Source organism: Streptomyces sp. NPDC089919, from assembly GCF_040684615.1.
In the GTDB taxonomy this organism is placed as follows: Bacteria; Actinomycetota; Actinomycetes; order Streptomycetales; family Streptomycetaceae; genus Streptomyces.
On record NZ_JBFBGK010000014.1, the window covers coordinates 82266 to 107504 of the forward strand.

Here is a 25239-nt window from a genome sequence, read left to right on the forward strand (position 1 = left end):
CCGCGGCCCTAGCGTGGTGATCGTTCCGGCCGCGGTCGGTGCACCGCGCTACGGGGGTGGGCGGTGCACCGCGAGGGGAGACCGCAGGCCGGGGCCACCCCGTGCCGTACCTCCGTCCGGCTGGCTCTCCGGGCCCGGGCGGGCCAGGCTGGGGGCATGACCACGTCGGCGCCGGCCGTTCCCGTCGCGTCCGCCCAGGGGCGCTGGATCCTGCTCACCACCGTGCTGGGCTCGGGCATGGCTCTGCTCGACTCGACCGTGGTCAACGTGGCGCTGCCGCGGATCGGCGAGGACCTGGGCGCGGACCTCGCGGTGCTCCAGTGGACGGTCAACGCCTACCTGCTGACCCTCTCGGCACTGATCCTCGTCGGCGGGGCGCTCGGCGACCGCTTCGGCCGTCGGCGGATCTTCGTGCTCGGCGTGGTGTGGTTCGCGGTGGGCTCGCTGCTGTGCGGCCTGGCGCCGAACGCCGGGGTGCTGGTGGCGGCCCGCGCCCTGCAGGGCATCGGCGGGGCGCTGCTGACCCCGGGCTCGCTCGCGCTGATCCAGGGCTCGATCCACCCCGACGACCGGGGGCGGGCGATCGGTCTGTGGTCGGGTCTTGGCGGGGTCGGGGCGGCCGTGGGGCCCTTCCTCGGCGGCTGGCTGGTGGGACGGCCCCGGCTGGCGCTGGGTCTTCCTGCTGAACGTACCGCTGGCGGTGCTGTGCGTACCGGTGGCGCTGCGGCACGTACCGGAGTCGCGCGATCCGCAGGCGCACGGCCGGTTCGACGTGGCCGGCGCGGTGCTGGGCGCGGTGTCCCTGTCGCTGGTGACGTACGCGCTGGTCGAGGCGCGGTCCGGGTCGGCGCTGGTGGTCGCGGCGGCGGTGGGCGGACTGGTGCTGGCGGCGGTGTTCGTGGCGGTGGAACGGCGGCGGGCCGATCCGATGGTGCCACCCGACATCTTTGCCTCCCGCCAGTTCACCGCCGTCAATCTGGTGACGCTCTGCGTGTACGCGGCCTTCGGCGGCTTCTTCTTCCTCGTCGTGCTCCAGCTCCAGGTGGTCGCCGGGTACTCGGCGCTGGCCGCCGGGGCGGCGCTGCTGCCGACGACCGTGCTGATGCTGCTGCTGTCGGCCCGGTCGGGGGCGGTCGCGGAGCGGATCGGGCCCCGGATCCCGCTGGTGGTGGGGCCGCTGCTGTGCGCGGCCGGGATGCTGCTGATGACCCGGGTGGGGCCGGGCGCCTCGTACGTCACGGACGTGCTGCCGGCCCTGGTGGTGATGGGCATGGGCATGGTGACGCTGGTGGCCCCGCTGACGGCCGCCGTCCTGGCCTCGGTGAGCGCCGGCCGGGCGGGGCTGGCCAGCGGGATCAACAACGCCGCCGCCCGGGCGGCCGGGCTCCTCGCGGTGGCGGCGCTGCCGCTGCTGGCCGGCATGGGGCCGCAGGCGTACCGGTCGGCCACGGAGTTCGACGCGGCCTTCGGGCGGGCCATGCCGTGGTGCGCGGGGGTGCTGGTGCTGGGCTCGGCCGTGGCCTGGGCGACGGTACGCTCGCCCGGGCCCGGCGCGTGCCACCCGCAGTGCCACACCCACTGCGGGGTGAGCGCCCCGCCGCTGGAACCGCCCGCCGGGCCGTGACGGCCGGCGGGCGCCGGCGGCCGGGCGCCGGCGCGGTCAGCGGAACCGGTCGAGGTGTTCGGCCAGGAACGCCCGCAGGGTGCGCGGGGTGCGGCCGGTCAGCTCCTCGAAGGTGCGGTCCGGGCTTTCGGGACGCGAGACGGCCAGTTGCTGGATCTCGACCACGTGGGCGGCCAGCCAGTCCGGCATCCCGGCCCGGCCGGTCAGATGGGCGTGGAGTCCGGCCGGGTCGAGGTCGGCGTACCGGACCGGCCGGCCCAGCAGCTCGCCGAGGAGTGCGGCCAGTTCGGGGTGGCTGTAGGCCTGGCCGCCGGTGAGCGGGTGACTGCCGCCGGCCGGGTCCGGACGGGTCAGGATCCGGGCCGCGGCGTCACCGACGTCGCGTACGTCCACGTAGTTGCAGCGGGCCCGGCCGGTGGCGCCGTGGATCGTGCCGGTGGCGGCGACGGCGGGGCCCAGCAGCAGCAGTTTCTGCATGAAGGCGTAGGGCCGCAGCACGGTGGTGGCCAGGCCGCGGTCCCGCAGCCGCTGCTCGATCGTGTGGTGGCCCCGGGAGACGGCGACCGGGGAGCCGGGCTCGGCGGCCGGGGCGGAGACCTTGACGACGTGCCGTACGCCGCAGTCGGCGGCCGCCTCGACGGCCGCGAGTTCGTGGCGTACCTGGTCGGGGCCGTTGGCCATGGTGAGGAACAGCCGGTCGGCGCCCCGGAAGGCGGCCCGCAGCGAGGCCGGGTCGGCCGCGTCGGCCCGGTGCAGCTCGGTCCGGGCGAGGGCGCGGTCGTCGAGTACGGAGGCCAGTGCGGCCGGGTCGCGGCTCAGCGCGCGGGCGGGTACGCCCAGGGCCGCGAGGCTGCGCAGGGTGGCGCCGCCGGTGGCGCCGGCGGCGCCCATGATGACGATCACGAGGAGGTCCTTTCGGGGCGGGCGGGGACACCGAGCCGGGGCCGGGCCCGGCCGGGGCGGCCGTGCCGGCGCCACAGGGTGATGGCGGCCGCGAGAGCCGCGGAGAGGGCGAGGTCGGCCGGGAGCCGGCCGGGCCAGGGGCTGTCGGCGAGGAACGGGACCTGCGGCAGCCAGTGGGCGCCCGCGAGGCCGGCGGCCAACCCGGCCACCGCCCCGGCGAGGCCCGCGACGGCGGTCAGCAGGACGCGCGAGGACCGGGCGGGGCGGGTCCGGACGGGGCGGCGGCGCAGCGCGGCGCCCAGGACGGCGGTGACCAGGGCGGAGGTGCCGCCGATGGTGGTGAACGCCGCGGCCACCAACTGCGGCTGCCCGCCCGCGATCCCGCCGGCTCCGGCCGTCACGGCGGGCATGGCGTACGCGATCAGGACCTCGGGCCAGAGGGGGGCGGGAGGCGGTGTGCCGGGAGGTCGTCTGCTCATGGAGTGTCCTTCGGTCGGAGTCCGAACCCATCTCCTTAGCCGCCTAATCATATGAATGTAGTTAGGCGGCTTACCATGGGGTGAAAAGAAGGCGGCCCCGTGACGGGCCGCCGGATGGATCAGTCCTCGATGAGGGCGTCCACGCCCGCCACGACCCGGCCGAGCAGGTCGAGGAAGGTGGTGCGCTCCTCGGGGGAGAGCCCGCCGACCATCGCCTGCATCCGGGCGAAGTGCTCGGGCGCCAGCTCGCGCAGCCGGTCGGCGCCCCGGGCGGTCAGGATGACGACGTTGCCCCGCCCGTCCTCGGCGGAGGGGCGGCGCGCCACCAGGCCCTCCTTCTCCAGGCCGGCGACCAGGCCGGTCACGGTGGCCCGGGAGACCCCCAGGCTCGCCGCGAGCTGGGAGGGCGACTTCTCGCCGCCGTGGTCCTCGAGGTCGGCCAGCAGCCGATAGCGGCCGGTGGAGAGGCCGAAGCGACCGAAGTGCACCTCACCGGCCTGCCCGACCCGGGCCCCGGCCGCCATCAGCCGCGCCGCGACGAGCACGGCCTGCGGGTCGGCCGAGAGGCCGTAGCGGTCGATCTGACGGCGGGCCTGTTCCAGGCTCGGGGCGACGGGACCGGTCTCGGGATGCTGGCTCACGCGACTTAATATGGCACCTAATCACTGCGCCGGTCAAGGCGATCGGCGACCGGCAGGGTGATCGGCGACCTGACGCCGGGGTGGGCGCGGCGACCGTCAGACCTGGCGGGCGCCGCCGTCGACGAAGAGTTCGGTGCCGGTGATGTAGCTGCTCTCGGCGGAGGCGAGGAACAGCGCCGCGGCGGCGACCTCCTCGGGGCGGCCGGGGCGGCCGAGCGGGACCCGGGCGGTGGCCTCCGCCACCACGGCGGCGGGGGCCCGGTCCAGGGACGGGGTGGCGATCGGGCCGGGGCTGAGGGTGTTGACCCGGATGCCGCGGCCGGCCAACTCCAGGGCCATGCTGCGGGCCATCGACCGAACGGCGGCCTTGGTGGCGGCGTAGACGCCGAAGCGCCGGGAGGCCCCGGAGCCGGCGGCCGAGCCGAGCAGGATGATCGAGCCGCCGTCCCGGAAGAGCGGCAGGGCCCGCTGGACGGTGAAGTACGGGGCCTTGAAGTTCAGGTCCGAGGTCTGGTCGAACTGGTCCGGGGTGAGTTCGGCGAGCGGGGCCGCGGGCCCGCCCCCGGCGTTGGCCACCAGCACGTCCAGCGGCCGGCCGCCCTCCGCCACCGCGGCGTAGAGGCGGGCCAGGTCGGCCTCGCGGGTCACGTCCCCCGCGACTCCGGTCGCGGCGCGCCCCAAGGAGGCGGTGGCCAGGGTCAGTTCGGCTTCCCGGCGGCCGGTGAGGTAGACCCGGGCGCCCTCCTGGACGAAGCGGCGGGCGATCGCCAGGCCGATACCGGCCGAACCGCCCGTGACCACCGCGACCTTGCCGTCGAGCTGCCCCATGCGTCCTCCGCGGCGTACGCCCCCGCCCGGAGCGGTGCGGCGGTCGGCCCGAGGGTCGGCCAGCGGCCCCGCGAAGTCAAGAAGCCGACACCGGATCCGGCTCCTGGTCGGCCCGCGCCGCTCCGGCCCGGCCGGCCGGCGCGGGCTGCCCGGACTCCCGTCGGCGCTCGAGGATCCGGGCGAGCCGCGCCTCCAGCCGGTCCCGGCACTGCGGCCATTCCTGCGCGGTGATCGAGAAGATCGCGGAGTCGCGGAGCCGGCCCTCCTCGCCCGGCGCCCACGAGCGGGACCAGTTGCGCAGCACGCCCTCGAAGCGGGCGCCCACGCCCTCGATCGCGGCGCGCGAGCGGGCGTTGCGCGCATCGGTCTTCAGGTCGACGCGGGCCACGCCCCAGGTCTCGAAGGCGTGCCGGAACAACAGGTACTTGGCCTCGGCGTTGATCCCCGTACCCTGCGCCGAGGCCGCGAGCCAGGTGAAGCCGACCTCGACGGCGGACAGCCGGCCGTCCGGCAGCCAACAGCGCGGTTCCCAGAAGGCCGTGGCGCCGACCACCCGGCCCGAGGCGCGGTCCACCTGCGCGTAGGGGCGCAGCGTGCCCGCGGCGGCCCGGGCGAGCTGGGCCTCGACGTAGCCCCGCGCCTCGGCGGCGGAAGGTACCCAGGTGAGGCCGTAGGAGCTGCGGTCCTGCTCCCCTGCCGCGGCCAGATCCGCGGCGTGCCGCAGCGCCAGCGGCTCCAGGCGCACCAGGTCGCCTTCCAGGCACGGCACTTCCCCCGTGAACGTCATGGATCGCCCTTCCCCCGCCGCTCCGTGCGGTGCTCGTGACCAGGCCGGACGTCGGCCTCCGGCAGCGTTCCAGACCGGCCGCGGCACTGTCACGCGAATTCCGCCCGGCCCGCCGCCCGCGCCGGGCGCCCTCGCCGGACTCTTGCTTTTTGCGTCCAGTGGCCGCATTGTGTGCGTCCAGTGGACGCAAGAGTGGCGCGAGAGAGGGCGAGGGGCGGGCGTGCGGAACGCATCGAGTGACGAGGCCGTGAGCAGTGCTTTCATCCCGGAGCAGCAGGACCTGGAGCTGAACCTGCCGCCGCAGTTCGAGCGGCCCGAGGACGAACGCGAGCACCGCAAGCAGCGGCTCGCCGGGGCCTGCCGGGTCTTCGGCCGACTGGGCTTCTCCGAAGGCGTCGCGGGCCACATCACCGTCCGCGACCCGGAGTACCCGGACATGTTCTGGGTCAACCCCTTCGGGATGTCCTTCCGGCACGTCCGGGTCTCGGACCTGATCCTGGTCGACCACGAGGGGCAGGTGCGCCACGGCCGGCGGCCGGTGAACCGGGCCGGTTTCGTGATCCACTCCGCCCTGCACGCCGCCCGCCCCGACATCGTGGCGGCCTGCCACGCGCACGCCCTGCACGGCAAGGCCTTCGCCAGCCTGGGCCGGCTGCTGGACCCGATCACCCAGGACGCCTGCGCCGTCTACGAGCAGCACACCCTGCACCGCGACGACGCGGGGGCCGTGGTGGTCGAGGAGGAGTCGGGCCGGCAGCTCGCCGCGAGCCTGGGCGCCCACAAGGCCGTCATCCACCAGAACCACGGCATCTTCACCGTCGGCGAATCGGTGGACGAGGCGGCCTGGTGGTTCGTCTCCATGGAGCGCAGCGCGCAGGCCCAGCTGCTCGCCGAGGCCGCCGGCACCCCGCGGCTGATCGCCCCCGAGGCCGCCCGGCACACCCGCGAGCAGACCGGCTTCCCGTTGGCTGGCTGGTTCTCCTTCCAGCCGCTGTGGGACGAGATCGTCCGCACCGACCCCGACCTGTTCGAGTAGCGTGGCCGGCACCATGGCACCCGCACCCGCACCCCTTGCACCGGCCACCGCCCCCGCTCCCGAAGCCGGCTCGCCGGCCTGGTGGCAGGCCCGCTACGCCGAGCGCGGCCGGCGCCGGCCGCGGCCGGGCGGGCTCACCCTGGACCGCATCACCGCCGCCGCCCTCGAACTCGCCGACCGGGAGGGGACCGACGCCCTCACCATGCGGCGGCTCGGGGACCACCTCCAGGTGCGGCACACCTCCCTCTACCGCCATGTGGCCAGCCGCGAGGAGCTGTTGATCGAGACCGTCGACCACATGCTCGGCGAGATCCGGCTGCCCGTCCTCGACGGCGACTGGCGCAGCGGCCTGGAGGACGGCGCGCGGGAGTTCCGGCGGGTCCTGGCCGCCCACCCGGCGGTCGTCCCGCTGCTGACCAACGGGCAGTTGCTGGGGCCGCACGCGATGCGGGCCCGCGAGCACGCCCTCGGCCAGCTGCTCGACCAGGGGTGGCCGCCGCGCGCGGCCGTGCACGTCTACCTCATGGTCACCCACTTCGTGATCGGCGCCGCGGTGCTCGACGCCGGCGGCGCGGCCCGCACCCCCGCCCAACGCGCCGCCATGACCGGCCTGTTCACCTCCCTGTCGCCGCTCACCCATCCGGTGGTCCACGGCCACGCCGAACTGCTCAACTCCCTCGACAGTGAAGAGGAGTTCGCGTTCGGACTGAGCACGCTGCTGCACGGCCTGGACCGGCTGCACGCCCCGGGGGCCGCCTCGTGACCGGGCGCCGGGGCGGCGGCCAGGGCGGCCGGGCACTGCCGCCGCTGGACCGGTGGACGGCCGGCGGGACGCACGTCCGGGTCGGCGGCCACCGGATCTTCGTACGCCAGGACGGTCCGGCGGACGGGCCGCCGGTGACCCTGATCCACGGCTTCCCGACCTCCTCCCACGACTGGGCGGCCGTCGTGCCCGCGCTCGCGGCGGCCGGGCTGCGGGTCACCACCCTGGACCTGCTGGGCTTCGGCGAGAGCGACAAGCCGCGGCGGCACGCGTACTCCCTCCTCGAACAGGCCTCACTCGTCGAGGAGGTGTGGCGGCAGCACGGCATCGGATCCACCGCCCTGGTGGCGCACGACTACGGCGTCAGCGTCGGCCAGGAGCTCCTGGCCCGGGACCCGTCCCGGATCACCCGGATGGCCTGGCTCAACGGCGGCCTCTACCCGGACCTGCACCGGCCGGTGCTCCTGCAACGCCTGCTGCACGGCCCGCTCGGCCCCCTGCTGGCCCGGCTCACCACCCGCCGCCGCTTCGGCTCGACCCTGCGGAACGTCCTGGGACGCGAGGTGGCCGAGGCGGACCTCGACGACCTGTGGACCTCGCTCCACCGGTCCGACGGCCACCTCCTCGCCCCCCGGCTCCTCGGCTACCTCGACGAACGCCGCCGCCACGCCGACCGCTGGACCGGCGCCCTGGAGTCCTTCCCGGGCCCCACCCTCTTCGTCTGGGGCCCCGCCGACCCCATCAGCGGCGCCCACGTCCTCCCCCGCCTCCGCACCCGCCTCCCCCACGCCCACATCGAAGAACTCACCACCCCACCCCCCACCGGCCACTACCCCCAACTCGAAAACCCCACAGCGGTGGCCACCACCCTCACCACCTTCCTGACGGAGTAGGAAGCTCACGCTCCGTCAGACACCGCCTTCGGAGCCGCGGCCGGCTGCCGCCGGCTAACGGGCCGCGTAGGCGGCCTGCACCTCGTCGGCGCGATCGGTCCACCAGTTCAGCAGCGCCTCGTCCGTCAGGAACATCTCGCCGAAGGTGGGGTCCTGGCGGTCGAGGTAGAACTCCAGCTGCCAGAAGTCGGTCAGCCGCTTCCACCACAGCCGCTTCACGGCGTCGGCGAGGTCCTCCTCCGACAGATCGATCCCGGACCGGTAGCCGGCGCAGAACGCGGCAACACGGTCGAGGTCGAAGACACCACCTGCCCCGAACTGCACCTGCGCGGTCCGTGCGACCTCCTCCCCGTACGGCCGGACCCCGAGCCGGTCCCAGTCCAGGACCGCCACCACCTGGCCGTCGCGGCGCAGCAGATTGCGGTACTGGAAATCACCGTGCGTCCACCCGTAGGGCCCGGCCGGCACCTCGCCGTCCGGCCGGGCGTCGGCGTACCGGGCGAGGAGGCCGCGGCGGTCGCGCAGGGCCTCGGCGGCGGCCTTGTCGAAGTCCGTCACCGGAGCGGACGGCAAGCGGCTCTGGAGACCAGCAGCCGCACGGTCGGCCTCGGTCACAGCGCGGACCTTCGCCACCGGCGCCTGCTCGGGGACTGGGCCGGGACCATGCCGCCGCAAGCCCTCGTGGAGGCGGCCCAGCAGAGCACCGAGATCGCGCACCTGGTCGAGCCGGAGATCCGTCCCTTGAAGGTGCTCGCCGTCCACCCACGGCAGGACGCAGTAGCCATGACCACCGACTTCCGCCACGAGGTCACCGTCGGCCGCGCTCAGCGGCGCCGGCACGGGGATGCCCTCGCGAGCCAGATCCACGAGCACCGCAAGGTTCCTGCGGACCTTGGGCAAGGGAACGTCGGTGATCTCCTTGAGCGCGAACACTCCAGCAGCGGTCACAAGCCGCCAGTTCCGGTTCATCAGGCCGTGGGCAAGGAACCGCCGATCACTCACCGCGCCCAGCCCGAACGCGTCGGACAGACCAGGCAGCACTGCCGTCAGAGCATCTTCTCGCGTCGCGTCCGTCACCCCCGGCACGGTACGCCGCTGCCGCATCGCGCACCCCAATTCGCCATCCGGATCCCACGGAGAGTCGCAGGGCGCCCGACCGGGGCGAGACCTCCGGCGGCGCTCCGAGGGACGGGCCTCGGCCAGGGAGGGGTGGTTTCCGGACGATCGGGGGCCGTGGGGGCGGTGGGAGGTGCGTGGGGCGGGATCGGGGGCAGCCGCGGTCGTGGTGGCGCCGCCGCGGTGGCGGGCCGCCGGACGGGGGGTCGTACGGCGCCGCACCGGGCCGCGCCGAACCGAGGAGGACATCACCATGCTGATCACCGTCACCCGCTCCGGAGGTTTCGCCGGCGTCGAGAAGGCGCGTGAACTGGACACCCGGGGCCTGCGCGACGCCGAGCGGTGGGAGGAGCTGGCGCACCGCGCCGTCGCGCCGAGGCCGGACGGCTTCCACTACCGGATCACCGTGGACGACGAGGCGATCGACCTCCAGGACCCCTATCTCTCCGAGGACCAGCGGACGTTGATCCAGGCCCTGATGGAGGGCGCCGCCTGACGCCGCGTCACGACGGGCGCCCCCGCGTGGGGGCGCCCGTCGGCGTTCGTCCGGTCGGGCACCGGACGCCCGTCACCGCGGGCCCGGGGCGGGCACCATCGGCGGGTTGAGGCGGGCGAAGCCCTCCTGGCGCTCGTACGGGAAGTACGGGTACGGCGCGGGGCGGTGGCTCGCGGCGTCCAGCCGGGCGACCTGCTCCGCGGTGAGTTCCCAGCCGACGGCGCCGAGGTTCTGGCGCAGTTGCTCCTCGTCGCGGGCGCCGATGATCACGGAGCTGACGGTGGGCCGCCGCAACAGCCAGTTCAGGGCGATCTGGGGGACGGTCCGCCCGGTCTCGCGGGCGATCTCGTCCAGCGCGTCCACCACATCGTGGAGCAGGTCCTCGGCGACCGGCGGTCCGTACTCCGCGGTCCGGTGCAGGCGGCTCCCGGCGGGCAGCGGGCGGTCCCGGCGGATCCTGCCGGTGAGGCGCCCCCAGCCCAACGGGCTCCAGACCAGGGCGCCCACGCCCTGGTCCCGGGCGAGCGGCATCAGCTCCCACTCGTAGTCGCGGCCGACCAGCGAGTAGTAGACCTGGTGGGCGGCGTACCGCGGCAGGCCGTGCCGTTCGGCTGCGGCCAGCGACTTCATCAGCTGCCAGCCGGCGAAGTTGGAGACGCCGGTGTGGCGGACCTTGCCGTCCTCGACGAGCCGGCCCAGCGCGGCCAGCACCTCCTCGACCGGGACCGCCGCGTCGAAGGCGTGCAGCTGGAAGAGGTCGATGCGGTCGGTGCCCAGCCGGCGCAGGGCGTCCTCCACGGCGCGGACCAGCCGGGCGCCCGAGGTGCCGGCCTCCCCGGGGCCCGGGCCGGTCGGCAGGCCGGCCTTGGTGGAGATCAGGACCCGGTCGCGGCGGCCCTTGACCGCCTCGCCGAGCACCGTCTCCGACGCGCCGGCCGAGTAGACGTCGGCGGTGTCGAAGAGGGTGATGCCGGCGTCCAGGGCGATGTCGACCATCCGGCGCGCCTGGCGGGTGTCGGTGCTGCCCCAGGCCCCGAAGAGCGGGCCGCTGCCGCCGAAGGTGCCCGCGCCGAAGCTGAGGACCGGGACCTCGAGGCCGGACGTGCCCAACTGCCTGTGTTCCATGACGGTTCCCTCCTGGGGGTACTGGGGGTACGACAGGACCGCGCGAGTTCTTAATGGGCCCATGGACCCGTTAAGCTGTCCTCACCGTAACAGGAGTGCGCACCTAATGGAACTGGAGTCCCGTTATGACGGCCGAGGAGAAGGACCCCGGCACCGTCCGGCCGGGCGGCCGCACGGCCCGCGTCCGGGCGTCCGTGCTGCGGGCAGGAGGTGACCTGCTGGTCGAGGCCGGCTTCGACCGGCTCGACCTCGCCGAGGTGGCCCGCCGCGCCGAGGTGGGCAAGACCACCGTCTACCGGCGCTGGGGCACGCCCGCGGCGCTCGTCGCCGACCTGCTCACCGACATGGCCGAGACCTCTCTCCCGCGCAGCGACACGGGCTCGCTGGACGGGGACCTGCTCGCCAACGCCCGCCTGGTGGCCGGCGCCCTCGCGGACCCCCGCCAAGGCCCGCTCTTCAAGGCCGTGATCGCCGCCGCGACCACCGACGCCGGGGCGGCCGAAGCCCTGCACCACTTCTACGAGGTCCGGGTGGCGGAGTGGACACCCTGTGTCGAACAGGCCGTGCTACGAGGCGAGTTGCCCGAGGACACCGACGCGCCGGAGGTGATCCGGGCCGTCTCCGCGCCGCTCTACTACCGGCTCCTCACCACCGCGGCCCCGCTCGACGGCCCGGCCGCCGAGCGCGCCGCCCGGGCCGCGGCCGCGGCCGCCCGGGCGGGGGCGTACCCGCGGACGCCCAGGACCTGACCTCCCGCCCGGGGCAGCTCACAACCGGTCGTCGACCTTCTTCTCCCTTACCAGAGACCCCAGTTCGGCATCGGTGAGCGGGTGCAGGCCGTCCAGGAGTCGGCGCAGGCCGCGCTCGTCGAGGCTCTGGCTGCTCACCTCCGCCTCGGCCCGCCCGTGGCGGCGGATCAGCGTGACGTCACGGACGCCGCCGGGAAGCCGGGTGACCAGGACGAGCTCACCGTGTGCACCGACGGTGCAGCTCCTCCCCGCGGCGGCCAGGTCGGCGCAGCGCGGCGCCGGGACGGTGGGCGGGCGCAGGACGAGCCCCACGTAGCCGGGCACGTCCTGCCGGACGGGACGGTAGTCGACGCCGAAGGACGCCGGGCCCACCTCCGCCCGGCTCACCGCCATGCCGGGCGGCGCGGGCGCCAGGTACTGCAGTTCGGCGTGCTCCCGCAGCCGGGCCAGGTCCGCCGCGTCCCGGCGCTCCCGCGCCTGCGCGGGGCCGAGGAAGCCCCCGTACGCCACCCCCGCGGCCAGCACGGCCACCCCGCCCAGCCGCACCGCCCGGCCCGGTACGAACAGCGCGGCCGCCACCGCGTAGGGCAGGCCCACCAGCGCGATGCGGGTGCCGTCGCCGCCGAGGTCCACCCCCGCGTCCCAGGCGGCCACTCCGGCCAGCGCGCCGGCGGTGCCCAGCGCGAAGACCGAGACCGCCCAGCCGAGCCGCCGCGACACGGTGTCGCACCAGGGCACCGCGGTCCGGGCCGGTGCCCCGGCCACCGCCAGCAGTCCCACCGTCAACGGCACGCCGATCAGGGCGAACACCGCGGCCGCGCCGCCCCCACCGGCCCAGCCCGCCGTGAACAGCGCCATGCCCAACACCGGGACCGCCACCGCCATCGCCGCCCAGACCAGCAGGAGGTGAAGGGCCGTCAGGGCCCGTCGTTCTCGCGTCATACCGGGGATCCTGGCAGCAGGCGCCCGGGCCCGCCTGAGTACGACTACTCAGGCAGGCGGGGGCGGCGCGCCAGCAGGTGGGTGTCGAGGTAGCCGCGCTCGGAGGCCGGGTCGTGGAGCAGCCGGGCGAAGGGGTCGAGGCCGGCCCCGGCCAGCAGCTCGGCGAACCGGTCCGGCGGCCAGGCGTAGGCGGGCGTCACCTTGTGGTCGAAGCGGACCGGCTGCGTCCCGCCGGTCCCGAAGAACGAGACCATCAAGACGCCCCCGGGTGCCAGCACCCGCACCTGCTCGGCGAGGACCCCGGGCAGCTCGTCCGGCGGGGTGTGGATCATCGAGTAGTGCGCCAGCACCCCGCCGAGGGCACCGTCCCCGACCGGCAGCGCCTCCATCCGCGCCTCGTGGAACCGCAGCGCCGGATGGGCCCGCCGGGCGTGCGCGACCATGCCCGGGGAGAGGTCGAACCCAGTGGCCTCCAACCCCGACTCGGCGAGCATGGCGGTCAGATGGCCCGGCCCGCAGCCGACGTCCGCGGCCCGCGGGTGGCCCGTCCCGCGGACCAGCTCGGCGAAAGTGGCGATCATGTTCCGGGCGAACGGCTGCGTCTCCAGCCGGTCAGCGAACAACGACGCGTAGAGCTCGACGACCCCGTCGTAGGCCGCCCTGGTCTCGTCCTGGTCTTCTCTCACGGGCGGGACTCTACGGGCTCCGCACCCGACCCGGCCGGGGCGGCGGGCCCGTCCCTGCTCCCCCGCGTCCACCGCCCCGGCCCGCTCAGTCTCACCGCCCGCCGATGGGGCGGACAACACCCTTCGAGCTGCGTCGAATCCGGACACCGGGCACCCACCGGGCGCCATCCGTCGGCCAGTTCGTCGGCGCAGGCCCGCGGACGGCGGGCCGGGCGGCTAGCGTGCCGGTGATCACCGCCGCCGGCCACCCCCGTGACCGGAGCCGCCCCGCCGGACCTCGCAGAGGTCCGGCGCCTCCGGGAGAAGAACTCGTGCTGCGCGTCCACTTCACCGCTGAGGACCTGGCGCGGGTGCGTCTGGCGAGGCTCCCCGATCCGCTCGCCGAGACCGTGCTCAGCCTGCCGGTGCTCCAGGACGGCGGGCCGGGCGGGGTCGCCCTCTCGGGCTGGCGCGAGCGCACGCGCAGCGACCTGCACGCCTCGATGCGGCCGCTGTTCGAACTGGCCCCCGCCGGGGCCGGCGAGTACGTGCCGGAGGTCTTCACGCACGCCGCCACCGACTCCCTCGCGGACAGCATCGACCACACCTGGTCGCTGCCCCGCCGCCAGTGGACCGCCGACCTGCGCGCCACCGCGCTGCTGCACCCGCGCGCGCCGCGCTGGATCCACGAGCTGCACCGGGGCGACGCCGGGTGGCGGACGGCGGTCCGCGAGGCCCTGACCGCCTACCACGCCGTGGCCGTGGCGCCGTACTGGGCGCAGATCGCGGCCGCCGTGCACACCGACCGCACCGGGCGCGCGCTGGACCTGGCCGACGCGGGGGTGGACGGGCTGCTCGCCGGCCTGCACCCCGGGGTGCGGTGGGCGCCGCCGGTCCTGCACGTCCCCTGCGAGACCGACGCGGACCTGCGGCTCGGCGGGCAGGGCCTGCTGCTCGTGCCGACGTTCTTCTGGCCGCGGCCGCTGGCCCTGGTCGACAACGCCGAGCCGGACCGGCCGCTGGTGCTGCGCTACCCGGTCGCCCGGGACCTCGCCGCGTACGGCAGGGTCTGGGCGCCGGCCGCCGCGCCGGGCCGGGACGACACCCTCGGCGCGCTGCTCGGCGGCACCCGGGCCCGCGTGCTGCGGGCCGCCGAAAGCCCGACGAGTACCGGGGAGTTGGGGCGGCGCACCGGCACCTCAGCGGCGACCGCGAGCCATCACGCCACGGTCCTGCGGGCCGCCGGCCTGCTGACCACCGACCGCGCGGGCAACGCAGTCCGGCACGCCCTCACACCCCTGGGCCGGGCCCTCCTCGGCGGCGAACGCCCGGCTCCCTGAGCCGGCATTCGTCGACAACGCCAAAGAAATCAGGCCCCGAGGGCTGTATCTTCCGTCGATTCGCACGTTACCTACGGGTTTTGATTTCAAAACATCACTCCCAGACCTTGCGCCCCGCCACCGTGATCCGCAAGGATCAGCCTCCTTCGGGCCGTGGAACGGTTCGTTCCGCCTCGGCTCCCGGCCGCGCACCGGCAATCCCGTGCGCTCGGCCGTCCCCTCGCCCGCCCCATCCGCGCGGCCGGCCGCACCCTCCGCCGAGGCCTCCCCGCGACGCCCCCGCCCCGCACCCGTGATGCGGCGCACCGTCGCGGCCCCTTCTCATTCACCTACCTCAGGCAAGGCAGAGAAATGGCACCCCTGGCCGCGCGCCACACACCCCGCACCCCCCGCACCGAGGTCCACCCCGTCGACGAGGTGCCCCCGCTCCCCCGGCTCGCGCTCTACGGCTTCCAGCACGTACTCGCCTTCTACGCCGGGGCCGTACTGGTCCCCGTCCTGCTCGGCAACAGCCTCGGGCTGTCCCGCCAGGAGCTCGTGTACCTGATCAACGCGGACCTGGTCACCGCCGGCATCGCCACGGTCATCCAGGCCTGGGGCTTCTGGCGGATCGGCGCGCGGCTGCCGCTCGTCCAGGGCGCGACCTTCACCGCCGTCTCCCCGATGATCGCCATCGGCCAGGGCGCGGGCGGCGGCACCGCCGGGCTGCTGGTCGTCTACGGCGCGGTGATCACCGCCGGGGTGGCCACCTTCCTGCTCGCGCCCTTCGCCGGGCGCCTGGCCCCCTACTTCCCGCCGATCGTCACCGGCACCCTGCTGACCGTCATCGGCGTCACGCTCATCCCGGTGGCCCTCCAGGACGTCGGCGGCGGCGCGGACCTGATCGGCGGCCCGTCCTACGGCGCCCCCTCCCACCTCGCGTACGCCGGCGGGACCCTGCTCTTCATCCTGCTCGTGACCCGGTTCGGCGGGCCGTTCCTGGGCAGCGTCGCCGTCCTGCTCGGCCTGGTCGGGGGCACGGCCGTGGCCTGGCTGCTCGGCGACGCCGACCTCGGGGCCGTCGGCCAGGCCGGGTGGCTGGGCGTCAGCACCCCCTTCCACTACGGGCTGCCGCACTTCTCGGTCTTCCCCGTCCTGGCCATGGTCGTGGTCATGATGATCACCATGGTGGAGACCACCGGCGACGTGTACGCGATGGGCGAGATCACCGGCCGGGACGTCGACGGCGAGACGGTCGGCCGGGCCCTGCGCGCCGACGGGCTGGCCACCGTGCTCGGCGGGGTGCTCAACTCCTTCCCGTACGTGGCCTTCGCCGAGAACATCGGCCTGGTCAGGATCTCCCGGGTGACCAGCCGGTTCGTCGTGGTCGCGGCGGGCGTCCTGATGGTCGCGCTGGGGCTGGTGCCCAAGGCCGGCGCGGTGGTGGCATCGGTCCCGCACCCGGTCCTCGGCGGGGCGGCGGTGGCGATGTTCGGCATGGTGGCCACGGTCGGCATCCAGATCCTGGGCAGGGCGGACCTGCGGCAGGAGCGCAACGCCCTGATCCTGGCGGTGAGTCTGGGCGCGGCGATGCTCCCGACGGTCGTCGGCCCGTTCTTCGACCGGCTGCCCACCGAGGTGCGGGCGGTCCTGGGCAGCGGCATCACGCTGGGCAGCCTGAGTGCGGTGCTGCTGAACCTGTTCTTCCGTACCCGGGCCGACCGCGGCGCGTTCGAGGAGGTCGACTGGGACGGCCTGGCCGGTCCGGACGGGGACCGGACCCCCGCTCCGGCCTGGTGACCCGCGATGCCCTTCCCCCCGCCGACCGGCCCACCCGGGCCCGCGTACCCGCCCGGAGCGCCGTACCCGCCCTTCTCCGCGTACGAGGCCGGTCAGGCCCGGGTGCGCGTGGGCCTGACGCTCCACCAGGTGGCCTTCCACATGCACCAGTTGGGGGTGCACCGGACCGCGGAGACGGTCTCGGCGTGGGAGTCGGGCCGGGAGGTTCCGTCCGAGACCGAACTCCTCGCGCTCGCCGACGCGTTGTGGTGTCCGGTCGCGGTCCTCATGGGCCGGAACCCGGCCACCTTGCGCGAGTACCGGCTGGCCCGGCAGTTCACCGCGGACCGGCTCGCGCGCCGGGTCGGGATGCCGCCCGAGGCGTACGCGCGCGCCGAGGCCGAGCACCGCTGGTCCGGCGACGACCGGCAGACCCTCCTGCTCGCGGACGCCCTGGGGCTGCGCTCCGAACAGCTGCGCGCCGTCCTGGACCGGACGGCCGAGCTGACGGCCCTCCTGCGGCAGGCGGTGGAGGGTCGCTGGAAGCAGCACGCCCCGGCGCTGGCCCGGCTCTCCGGCGCCGACCCCGCCCGCACGGCCCGCGCCCTGCGCACCCTCCACCAGGAACACGCCCGCTTCCACGAGCGCTACCTGGGCCACCTCGTGGCCCGCTCCCCCGAAACCCGCCTGCGCGAAGTGGCCCAGGACCGCGCGGCCTGGCTCCGCGCCCTCCCCGAACGCTTCCGCCGGCTCTCGGCCGGACCCTGAGCGACCCCTCCGGTCGGCCGCGCCCGGCTCAGGCGCCGATCCCGAGGAGGGCCGTCTCCATGGTCAGCGAGGGCTGTTCGGGGAGCGGCTGCGGCTCCGGTCCCTGACCGGTGTGCGTGGCCGGGACGAAGCGCAGGGCGTCGATCCCGTCGGCGGCCCAGGCGGCGCCGGTCGCGGGCAGCGACAGCGTCATCCGGCGGCCGTCGGCGGTCGTGGTCTCGAGCGTGCCGGGCGTCGGCTGTTCGTGCGCCATGCCGGTCCCCTTCCTCGGACGGGGCCGCGCCGGGGCGGGCGACCCTCGTGATCAGTGACGAACGGAAGGACCCGGCGGGTTCCCCGGGGTGTGGGGTCGGGGGTGGGTGCGTCTACGGCTCGGGGGCTGCCGAGAGCCTGAGGACGGCTCGGTCAGGTGTCATAGGGGTACAGGGCGACGCTCTCCGACATCATCCACCGTCGTCGCGTCCCGGGAACGGAGCGTTGTCAGACCCGCCTGGTAGTCCTTGCGGCATGGGCAGCACGGTCACCCCCGTCGGGCGGGGCAGCGGAAGGTCACTCGGGCGGAGTTTCGGGTGGCTGTGGGGGGCGTATGCGACCAGTGCGCTCGGGACCTGGCTCGCCTTCGGTGCGTTCCCGGTGATCGCCATCCAGGTGCTGCACGCCGGGCCGGCCGAGGTCGCGGCGCTGCCCGCGGTGGCGACCGCGGTGGGTGCGGCCGTGGCGGTGCCGCTGGGGCCGTGGGTGGAGTTCCGGCGCAAGCGGGCGGTGCTGGTCGGGGCCGACCTGCTGCGGTGCGCGGCGCTGCTGACGATCCCGCTCGCCTACGCGCTGGGCGCGCTCAGTCTCGTGCAGCTGCTGCTGGTGTCGGTGGTGGTCGCGGCGGCCGACATCTCCTTCCGCGCGGCGTCCGGGGCGTACCTCAAGACGCTGCTGCCGGCCGAGGACCTGCTGGTCGCCAATGCCCGGTTCGAGTCCACGGCCTGGACGACCACGATCGTCGGACCGCCGCTCGGGGGCGCTCTGATCGGCCTGTTGGGGCCGGTGACGACAGTGGTGGCCGATGCGGTCAGCTACCTGCTCTCGGCCCTGGGCATCCGGGCCTCGGGCGGGGCCGAGCCGGAGGCCGGGCGGCGTCCGGCCGAGCGGTTGCGGGCGGGGGACCTGCTCGACGGCTGGCGGTTCATCCGGGCCGATCCGGTGCTGCGGCGACTGCTGCTGAACACCGCGCTCTTCAACGGCCTGGTGATGGCCGCCGAGCCGCTGCTGGCCGTGCTCATGCTGGGCCGGCTCGGCTTCGCGCCCTGGCAGTACGGCCTGGCCTTCGCCCTGCCCTCCGTCGGCGGGCTGATCGGCTCGCGGCTGGCCCGGCCGCTGGCGGGCCGCTTCGGGCAGCACCGGGTGCTGGTCGTGGCGGGGGCGCTGCGTGCGGTGTGGCCGGTGGGGCTGGCCTTCGTCGGACCGGGGACCGGTGGGCTGCTGCTGGTCATCGGTGTGGAGCTGGGGCTCATCTTCTGCTGCGGGGTCTTCAATCCCGTCTCGGCCACCTACCGCCTGGAGCGCACGGCCACCGAGCGGGTCGCCCGTACGCTCACCGCCTGGTCGGTGACGACCAAGGCCGCGACCGCCGTACTGACCGCCGCCGGCGGCCTGGTCGGCGCGCTCCTAGGCCCCCGCACCGCCCTGGCCCTCGCCGGCACCGCCCTCCTCGCCACCCCGCTCCTCCTGCCGCGCGGACCCGAACGCCCCGCCGACGGGTGACCGGCGCCGCCCGGCGGGCGGGTCGGGTCGCGGACTCGGGCCGGTTCAGGCCGCCCGGACGAGGTGGGGCGGGGTGACGGTGGGGGTGGGAACGGGGTGGAGGGGGGCGGGGTGGTGGGGGCGGGTGAAGACGAGCAGGCGGAGGAGGGCGAAGCGGGCGAGGCCGGAGAGGGCGGAGGCGGTCAGGTAGACGGCCTGCTGCAGGGTCGCCCCGGGGGTGGCCACCAGGTGGTGCAGGAGCAGCATCGCCAGGCAGGTCAGCGCGTAGCCGGCGGCCGCGGACCCGGCGGACTGCGCGTGCTGGCGCCAGGTCGCGCGGGCGCCCGCGCCGAAGGAGAAGCGGGCGTGCAGCTCGGTGGCGAGCAGCGTGCCGGCCACGGTCACCAGGGCGTTGGCCAGGCCCCAGGGCAGCCGGGCCGCGAGGGCCGTCACGGCGAAGCTGGAGGCGAGGCCCACTCCCCCGCCACAGACGGCGAAGCGGGCGAACGCCCCGACGGCCCCGGGCCCCGCTGATCGCCGCCCCGGTGCCGCCGTCACGATCCCCGCCGCCATGATCCCCACCCCGTCGGTCACTGCACTCACTTGTTGTTTCGTTACGAGGAAACGCTATGTTGCATTCGAGGGTGCGGCAACGCAATTTGCGATCATGTGCGCTATAAGCAAAGCTCAATGCGCATATTTTCGTTGCGTTGAGATTGGCGGTAACGCAACAGACTGCGGCATTCCGTTGCAATGGGATGAGGGTGAACGCACCTGCGGGGCCGCCGGTCGCACCGGCGGCCCCGCAGGGTGTGCTGCAACGGCGGGCTACGAGGTGGCCGCCGGGTCGTACGCCTCCAGTTCGACGAGCTGCATGCGGTAGTGCCCGTTAGAGTCCGTGCCGAGCTTGTTGCCGGTCACCCGGATGTAGCGGGCGTTCTGGGTCGGGAAGGGGAACTGCTGCACGGCGTTGCCGGGCTTGGGGTAGCCGGTGCGCTGGGCGACCTTCGTCCAGCTCGTGCCATCCTGCGAGACCTCCACGACGAGGTCGGCGGGGAAGCCGGTGCCGGTGTTGGCGGCGCCGTCGTTGCGCGGGTAGAGGTTGATCCAGCCCACCGGCAGCGAGGCGCCGAGGTCCACCTTGACCCACTCCTGGTGGTCGACCGCCGGGGTCGCGTCACTGCTCCAGCCCTGCAGGCCGGGCAGCGCCGACGGGTTCCCGTCGGTGAGGGCCGCCGCCGTCCAGCCGGGTCCCTGGTAGCTGCTGCTGACCGTCACCGCCGCGCCCCGCGCGACGTTGCGGCTCAGCCGGGGCAGGGACTTGCCGCTGTAGGCCTCCAGCCCGCTGAACTGCATGTGGTACTCGCCCTTGCTGTCCGTGCCCAGCTTCGTTCCGGTGATCCGGACGTACCGGCCGGGTCGCGGCTCGAAGAGGAAGTGCTGCGGGGCGGCGTCGGGCTTGGGGTAGCCGGTGCGCTGGGCGACCTTCGTCCAGGTCGTGCCGTCCTGCGAGACCTCCACGACGAAGTCGACGGGGAAGCCGTTGCCGGCGTCGGCGCCGTCCGTACGCGGCCGCAGGGTGAGCCAGTTGAGGCTCTGTACGGTGCCCAGGTCGGCGCTCACCCACTCGGTGTGGTCGGTGCCGAGGGAGTTCGAACTGCTCCAGCCGGTGGCGGGGTTGGCGTCGACCAGTCCGCCGGGGCTCCACGTCGGGTTCAGGTAGCTGCTGCTGGCCGTGACCGCGGCCCCCAACGCCAGGTTGGGTGCTGCCGAGTTGAAGGCCTTGGAGCCGTACACCTCGAACTCGGCCAGCTGGAGCCGGTAGTCCCCGGGCGCCTGCAACCCGGTCGCGTTGAGCTTGACGTACCGCGCGGCGCGGGCGTTGAAGGGGAAGGGCTGGACGGCGCCGCCGGGGCGGGGGTAGCCGGTCCGCTGGGCGACCTTGGTCCAGGTGGTGTTGTCTTCCGAGACCTCGAGGGTGAAGTCGACCGGGAAGCTGTAGCCGACGCTGCTCTCCGGCGGGCCGCCGCGCGGGGCGAGGTTGACCCAGTTCACCGACTGCCGGGTGCCGAGGTCCACGGTGACGGACTCGGTGTGGTTGACGGCGGGGGTGCCGTTGCTGCTGAAGCCCTGCGATGCGGCGGTGGAACTGCGTTTGCCGTCCACGACGTTGGCGCGCGCGAAGCCGTCGGCCTCGTAGCTGCTGGTCGAGGTGACCGGGGCGCCCTTGGCGAAGTTGACGGCGGAGGCCGGCAGGTACCGGCCGCCGCTGGCCTCCAGTGCGGCCAGCTGCATCCGGTAGTGGCCGTTGGGATCCTTGGACAGTCTGGTGCCGGTCACCTTGATGTAGCGGGCGCTGCGCGCCTCGAACCAGAAGGACTGGCCGGCGTTGCCGGGGCGGGCGTAGCCGGTCTGGCTGACGACCGGGGTGCCCCAGGTGGTGTTGTCGTCCGAGAGCTGGACGGTGAAGTCGACCGGGAAGCCCAGGCCGGTGTTCGCGCCGTCGTTCCGCGGGCGCAGGCTGACCCAGTTGAGCGACTGGCTCGCGCCGAGGTCGACGGTCACGGACTCGGCGTGGTCGGCGCCGGTGTTGGCGTCGCTGCTCCACGCCGTGGTGGGGTCGGCGTCGACGAGGGCCTTGGCCGGCCAGCCGACGGCGCTGCTGCCGGCGGTGACGGCGGTACCGACCGCGAGGTCCGGGACCCGGGGGTCGTAGGCCTGGTCGCCGAAGGCCTCCAGCTCGGCGAGCTGCATGCGGTAGGCGCCGAGCGGGTCCTTGACGAGCTTGGTGCCGGTCACCCGGATGTAGCGGATCTGCCGGGTCTCGAAGGGGAAGGACTGCGCTGCGGCGTCGGGACGCGGGTAGCCGGTCCGCTGGACGACCTTGGTCCAGGCGGTGTTGTCCGGGGAGACCTCGACGGTGAAGTCCACCGGGAAGCCGCCGCCGGTGTTGGCGCCGTCGCCGCGCGGGCGCAGGTTGATCCAGTTGACCGAGCGCGGCGCGCGCAGGTCGACGGTGACGGACTCGGTGTGGCTGGCGGCCGTGTTCGCGTCGCTGCTCCAGCCACCGGTGTTGCTGCCGTCCACCAGGCCGTTCAGGGTCCAGCCGGACCCTTCGTGGCTGCTGGTGGCGCTCACCGTCGTGCCCTTGGCGACGTTGTACGCGCCGGCGGCGAGCTTCTGCGTCCCGTAGGCCTCCAGTTCGGCGAACTGGAGGTGGTAGTCGCCGTGCGGGTCGGTGGACAGGCGGGTGCCGGTGACCTTCACGTACCGGGCGGCGGTGGTGTCGAAGGAGAAGGACTGGGCGGCGTTCCCGGGCCTGGGGTAGCCGGTGCGCTCGATGACGTCGTCCCAGGTCGTGCCGTCCTCGGAGACCTCGATGGTGAAGTCGACGGGGAAGCCCATGCCGGTGTTGGCGCCGTCGTTGCGCGGGTAGAGGTCGACGGAGTCCAGCGGCTGCCGGACGCCGAGGTCCACGGTGACGGACTCGGTGCGGTCGCTGTTGGGGCTGGCGGTGCTGGTGCTCCAGCCGTTCGAGCCGGGTGCGGAGTCCCGCCGGCCGTCGACCAGGGCGGACCTGCCCCAGCCGTCGGCCTCGTAGCTGGTGGAGGCGGTGACCTGGCCACCCTTGGCCAGGTTGGGGCCGGCGTGGGTGGAGCCGGCGGTGACCGGCGCGTCGAAGGTGTAGCCGCCCTGGGTGGAGCCCTTGCCGGGCCAGACGGTCAGGGAGTTGCCCTGGCCGCGCCCCCAGAGGTCGGGGCGGCCGTCGCCGGTGAGGTCGGTGCTGGAGGAGAGCTCGGGGTACGCGGCGGCGCCGGCCCCGGAGAGGATCTTCACCGGCTGGGCGGCCTCGCCCCAGGCGCCGAGGTCGAAGTGCCCGTCGGCCGTCTTGCGGCCGGTGTACTGGTACACGTCACCGGTGTCGTCCCGGCGCACCCACAGGTCGGGGATGCCGTCGCCGGTGGCGTCGCCGGGGGCGATGAGGGTGGTGCCGCGCCAGGAGTTGGCGCCGATCTGGATGGGGTCCTGCTGCTCGTCGAGGTAGCGGCTCTCGGTGCCGTAGTAGAGCCAGAGCTTGTCGTCCTCCCGGACCAGCAGGTCGGCCAGGGCGTGGGTGCCGTTGAGGGAACGCGGACCGCCCGAGAGGTCGTCGACGGCCAGGATCTGGGTGTCGTCCGCGAGCCAGTAGTCCGAGCCGGGGCCCTGGCAGTCGCCGGCCTCGGCCCCCGAGTGGGTACAGGCGACGGTGAGTTCGTAGGCGTCCTCGGGACGCACGATGCCGTAGCCGGTGTTGGGGTAGACGTAGAGCTTCTGCTTCTTGTCCACCTCGTCGTAGCGGCGGACCAGCAGGTCCTCGATGCCGTCGTTGTTCCAGTCACCGCGGTGGGTGATCAGGCCGCCGGGGAGGGCCGCGCCGCCGTAGGCGGCGGTGCCGAACTTCCCGGTGCCCAGGCCGAGGTAGCTGCGCAGGGTGCCGGAGGGATCCAGGGACCAGGCGTCGGCGTTGCCGTCGCCGTTGAGGTCGCCGGGCCGGTCCTTGGCGCCGGTGCCGTTGGCGTACAGGAGGTAGGCGCGCTCGTCGGAGCGGTTGCCGACCCGGTCGAGGCTGTACGCGTAGACGTAGCCGGGGCCGACGGCGGGCGGGGTGATCGTGACGGTCGCCGAACTGCCGGGCGAGCCGCTGACGTTGACGCCCCGCTCCTGCGGGTCCCAGCTGGTGTGGTAGCGGTAGGCGACCACGTCGCCGACGCCGGCCGCGCCGAAGGTGAAGCGGCCCGCGGTGACGCGCGCCTTGCCCGTGGTGGCGGGCCAGCCCGCCTCGCCGTCGGGGTACTCCGTGGAGGACACGGTGGGCCGTTCGCTGGGGCGGTCCCGGTCCACTTCGAAGGACTTGACCGCGCTCCAGGCGGAGTAGGCGCCGTCCTGGTCCTTGGCGCGGACCCGCCACTGGTACGAGCCGGTGGGGACCTTCGCGTCGGGCAGGGCCAGGGTGGCGATCCGGCCGCGCTGGGCGGAGACCGTCTCGTCGACCACGGGCGCCTTGCCCACCGGCCAGACCTGGAACTGGGCCTGGAGGTTGCCCGCGTCGGCGTCGCTGACCAGGGCGTGGACGCTGATGTCGGTGTTGCCGATCAGCGGGTTGTTGGGGTTGGTGCCCAGCTCCGTGGGGACGTCCGGGACGGTGTTGTACTCGGTGGAGAGCACGGCCGTCTTGGGGTCGAACTTCTTCCAGCCGTAGGTGTCGCCCTCGTTGCCGGCGTACAGGCCCAGGGTGATCTCGTTGTCACCGGCCGCCGCGACCTCGCGGATCTTGCCGGTGACGTCGAACTCCAGGTTGCCCTCGGGGCAGTCGGAGCTGCCCTTCCAGCCCTTGCTCTCGTCGGTCCAGTCCAGCATGGACAACTTGCCGGGCTGGGTGTTCCAGTTGGTGCCCGTGTTGATGCCGCCGGTGTGCCAGAGCTGGACGACCTTGGGCTGGCAGGACCAGGACCAGGTGTTCTTGATGCGGAAGGTGGAGGCCTTGACGGCCTTGCCCTTGATGTTGGACGTGTCCATCTGGAAGAAGGAGCGCGAGAGGCCGTTGGTCTCGCTCTCGTAGCCGACGCGGGCCACGTCGTTCGCGTTCCAGTAGGTGTTGGTGCGGTACTTCTCCGAGACCCGGGTCCAGTTCTGCTTCTTGCCCTCGGCCCAGGACGGGTCGATGAAGACGGGGTAGACGGTGTCCGGGGCGTTGAGCAGGGTCCGGTCGGGGGTGATCTCCAGCGACCCGCCCACGACCTTGGTGGCCATCAGCGCGTCCTTGGCGCCGGGGGCGCGCTCGAAGGGATCCTCGCCGCCCGCCGGGGCCGCGAACCCCGCGCCCTTGGCCGCCGCGCCGGTCTTGGCGGCGGCCGCGCTGGTGCCGGTGGAGTCCCACATCATGGGCGCGGGGCTGACGAAGGCGGCCTGGCCCGCGGGGTTGCGGGCGAACAGGTTGCCGGTGGCGTCGGCGGTGACGGCCAGGCCGACCGTGTCGACGCCGAGCTTGAGGGTGGCCAGATCCGGGTGGGCGGCCGCGGCGGCGGTCTTGACGACCAGCAGCTGGGAGAACCCGTCGACGTCCGCCTTCAGTTGCAGGTCGACGTCCGGGAGGACGTTCGGGTAGGTGGCGACGTTGCCGTTCAGGGTCGGCTTGGGCAGCGGCCGGGGCCAGCTCAGCTCCAGCTCGCGGCCGTCCTCGACCACGGTGGCCATCGGGCCGGTGCCGCCGGAGAAGGTCATGGCGACCGTGCCGGCCTTGGGGACCACCCGGCCGTCCGGGGCGAAGGCCAGGGTGGGGTCGGTGGGCACCCAGTCCTGGCCCACCAGGACGCGGACCGGTGACCCGTAGCGGTCCACCGAGAAGGAGCCGCTGGGGTTGGCCCAGGTGTCGGAGGTCTCGGTCCGGCGGGAGAGCAGTTCGACGCGCTTCCCGGTCGCCTTCGCCTGGGCCGAGGCGGTCTCCGCCTCGGTGGGTTCGGCTCCACCCGGACCGCCGGGTAGCGGCGGGCCAGCAGCTCGCAGACCGCCCAGTGGGAGGTGGCGCGCCGGCCGTCCAGCAGCCCCGCCGCGG

At 74.4% G+C, this 25239-nt stretch carries 21 protein-coding genes and 2 pseudogenes; 10 read left to right on the top strand and 13 right to left on the bottom strand.

The genetic code is table 11. From position 1 onward, the window contains the following. Nucleotides 1-156: 156 nt before the first annotated feature. Nucleotides 157-1624 (top strand): annotated as a pseudogene (locus AB0O40_RS09050) (DHA2 family efflux MFS transporter permease subunit). A gap of 36 nt (nt 1625-1660) precedes the next feature. Here AB0O40_RS09050 and AB0O40_RS09055 read toward each other — a convergent pair. The 5 genes from AB0O40_RS09055 to AB0O40_RS09075 all read right to left on the bottom strand — a co-directional run bounded on the left by AB0O40_RS09055 (nt 1661) and on the right by AB0O40_RS09075 (nt 5262). Then, on the bottom strand, nt 1661-2527 hold the full coding sequence (locus AB0O40_RS09055) for an NmrA family NAD(P)-binding protein (RefSeq protein WP_365037244.1): 867 nt from the start codon (nt 2525-2527) through the stop codon (nt 1661-1663). Then, the gene (locus AB0O40_RS09060) at nt 2524-3006 is read right to left on the bottom strand and encodes a hypothetical protein (RefSeq protein WP_365037246.1); all 483 of its coding nucleotides are present in this window, start codon (nt 3004-3006) and stop codon (nt 2524-2526) included. Before AB0O40_RS09060 ends, AB0O40_RS09055 begins: the two co-directional genes overlap by 4 nt. A gap of 119 nt (nt 3007-3125) precedes the next feature. Beyond that, entirely contained in the window at nt 3126-3647 is a 522-nt protein-coding gene (locus AB0O40_RS09065) for a MarR family transcriptional regulator (RefSeq protein ID WP_365037248.1), read from the bottom strand. Between the two features lie 96 nt (nt 3648-3743). Further along, nucleotides 3744-4475 (bottom strand): SDR family oxidoreductase, encoded by a 732-nt coding sequence (locus AB0O40_RS09070; protein WP_365037250.1) that lies wholly within the window; start codon nt 4473-4475, stop codon nt 3744-3746. Nucleotides 4476-4551: 76 nt separating this feature from the next. Then, entirely contained in the window at nt 4552-5262 is a 711-nt protein-coding gene (locus AB0O40_RS09075; RefSeq protein ID WP_365037252.1) for a GNAT family protein, read from the bottom strand. Nucleotides 5263-5509: 247 nt separating this feature from the next. Here AB0O40_RS09075 and AB0O40_RS09080 point away from each other — a divergent pair, with 247 nt between their 5' ends. From AB0O40_RS09080 to AB0O40_RS09090, 3 genes are read left to right on the top strand one after another with little or no spacing between them, the layout of a single operon-like run. Then, the gene (locus tag AB0O40_RS09080; protein ID WP_365037254.1) at nt 5510-6298 is read left to right on the top strand and encodes a class II aldolase/adducin family protein; all 789 of its coding nucleotides are present in this window, start codon (nt 5510-5512) and stop codon (nt 6296-6298) included. Nucleotides 6299-6311: 13 nt separating this feature from the next. Next, nucleotides 6312-7061: a TetR/AcrR family transcriptional regulator gene (locus AB0O40_RS09085; RefSeq protein ID WP_365037256.1), complete on the top strand. Its 750-nt coding sequence runs from the start codon at nt 6312-6314 to the stop codon at nt 7059-7061. Next, a complete protein-coding gene (locus tag AB0O40_RS09090) occupies nt 7058-7954 on the top strand; it encodes an alpha/beta hydrolase (RefSeq protein ID WP_365037258.1) in 897 nt (298 codons plus the stop codon). The genes AB0O40_RS09085 and AB0O40_RS09090 overlap by 4 nt, the downstream gene beginning before the upstream one ends. A 54-nt stretch (nt 7955-8008) precedes the next feature. Here AB0O40_RS09090 and AB0O40_RS09095 read toward each other — a convergent pair whose 3' ends face one another. Further along, entirely contained in the window at nt 8009-9031 is a 1023-nt protein-coding gene (locus AB0O40_RS09095) for a phosphotransferase (protein WP_365037260.1), read from the bottom strand. A 292-nt stretch (nt 9032-9323) separates the two neighbouring features. On the opposite strand from AB0O40_RS09095, the gene AB0O40_RS09100 reads away from it, so the two are divergent. Beyond that, entirely contained in the window at nt 9324-9566 is a 243-nt protein-coding gene (locus AB0O40_RS09100) for a protealysin inhibitor emfourin (RefSeq protein WP_365037262.1), read from the top strand. A gap of 72 nt (nt 9567-9638) precedes the next feature. Here AB0O40_RS09100 and AB0O40_RS09105 read toward each other — a convergent pair whose 3' ends face one another. Further along, nucleotides 9639-10691: an aldo/keto reductase gene (locus tag AB0O40_RS09105; RefSeq protein WP_365037264.1), complete on the bottom strand. Its 1053-nt coding sequence runs from the start codon at nt 10689-10691 to the stop codon at nt 9639-9641. 125 nt (nt 10692-10816) lie between these two features. On the opposite strand from AB0O40_RS09105, the gene AB0O40_RS09110 reads away from it, so the two are divergent. Further along, entirely contained in the window at nt 10817-11440 is a 624-nt protein-coding gene (locus tag AB0O40_RS09110) for a TetR/AcrR family transcriptional regulator (protein WP_365037266.1), read from the top strand. 18 nt (nt 11441-11458) lie between these two features. On the opposite strand, the gene AB0O40_RS09115 is transcribed toward AB0O40_RS09110, so the two are convergent. Continuing rightward, nucleotides 11459-12382 (bottom strand): hypothetical protein, encoded by a 924-nt coding sequence (locus AB0O40_RS09115; protein WP_365037268.1) that lies wholly within the window; start codon nt 12380-12382, stop codon nt 11459-11461. 44 nt (nt 12383-12426) lie between these two features. After that, nucleotides 12427-13068, bottom strand: coding sequence for a class I SAM-dependent methyltransferase (locus tag AB0O40_RS09120; protein WP_365037270.1), 642 nt, complete (start codon nt 13066-13068; stop codon nt 12427-12429). 311 nt (nt 13069-13379) lie between these two features. On the opposite strand from AB0O40_RS09120, the gene AB0O40_RS09125 reads away from it, so the two are divergent. The 3 genes from AB0O40_RS09125 to AB0O40_RS09135 all read left to right on the top strand — a co-directional run bounded on the left by AB0O40_RS09125 (nt 13380) and on the right by AB0O40_RS09135 (nt 16913). Beyond that, nucleotides 13380-14387, top strand: coding sequence for a winged helix-turn-helix domain-containing protein (locus AB0O40_RS09125; RefSeq protein ID WP_365037272.1), 1008 nt, complete (start codon nt 13380-13382; stop codon nt 14385-14387). Nucleotides 14388-14738: 351 nt separating this feature from the next. Continuing rightward, nucleotides 14739-16166, top strand: coding sequence for a nucleobase:cation symporter-2 family protein (locus AB0O40_RS09130; protein WP_365037273.1), 1428 nt, complete (start codon nt 14739-14741; stop codon nt 16164-16166). Between the two features lie 6 nt (nt 16167-16172). Next, complete coding sequence (locus tag AB0O40_RS09135; RefSeq protein ID WP_365037274.1) at nt 16173-16913, top strand: helix-turn-helix transcriptional regulator; 741 nt, start codon at nt 16173-16175, stop codon at nt 16911-16913. A 28-nt stretch (nt 16914-16941) separates the two neighbouring features. Here the strand turns inward: AB0O40_RS09135 and AB0O40_RS09140 are convergent, their stop codons facing one another. After that, complete coding sequence (locus tag AB0O40_RS09140; protein WP_365037276.1) at nt 16942-17166, bottom strand: hypothetical protein; 225 nt, start codon at nt 17164-17166, stop codon at nt 16942-16944. Nucleotides 17167-17420: 254 nt separating this feature from the next. Between AB0O40_RS09140 and AB0O40_RS09145 the strand changes: the two genes are divergently transcribed. Next, entirely contained in the window at nt 17421-18668 is a 1248-nt protein-coding gene (locus AB0O40_RS09145) for an MFS transporter (RefSeq protein WP_365037277.1), read from the top strand. A 45-nt stretch (nt 18669-18713) separates the two neighbouring features. Here the strand turns inward: AB0O40_RS09145 and AB0O40_RS09150 are convergent, their stop codons facing one another. The 3 genes and pseudogenes from AB0O40_RS09150 to AB0O40_RS09160 form a co-directional block, all read right to left on the bottom strand. Next, nucleotides 18714-19220: a hypothetical protein gene (locus AB0O40_RS09150; RefSeq protein ID WP_365037287.1), complete on the bottom strand. Its 507-nt coding sequence runs from the start codon at nt 19218-19220 to the stop codon at nt 18714-18716. Between the two features lie 255 nt (nt 19221-19475). After that, a complete protein-coding gene (locus AB0O40_RS09155) occupies nt 19476-25025 on the bottom strand; it encodes a discoidin domain-containing protein (protein WP_365037279.1) in 5550 nt (1849 codons plus the stop codon). Nucleotides 25026-25138: 113 nt separating this feature from the next. Further along, nucleotides 25139-25239 (bottom strand): annotated as a pseudogene (locus tag AB0O40_RS09160) (GlxA family transcriptional regulator); the annotation flags it as partial.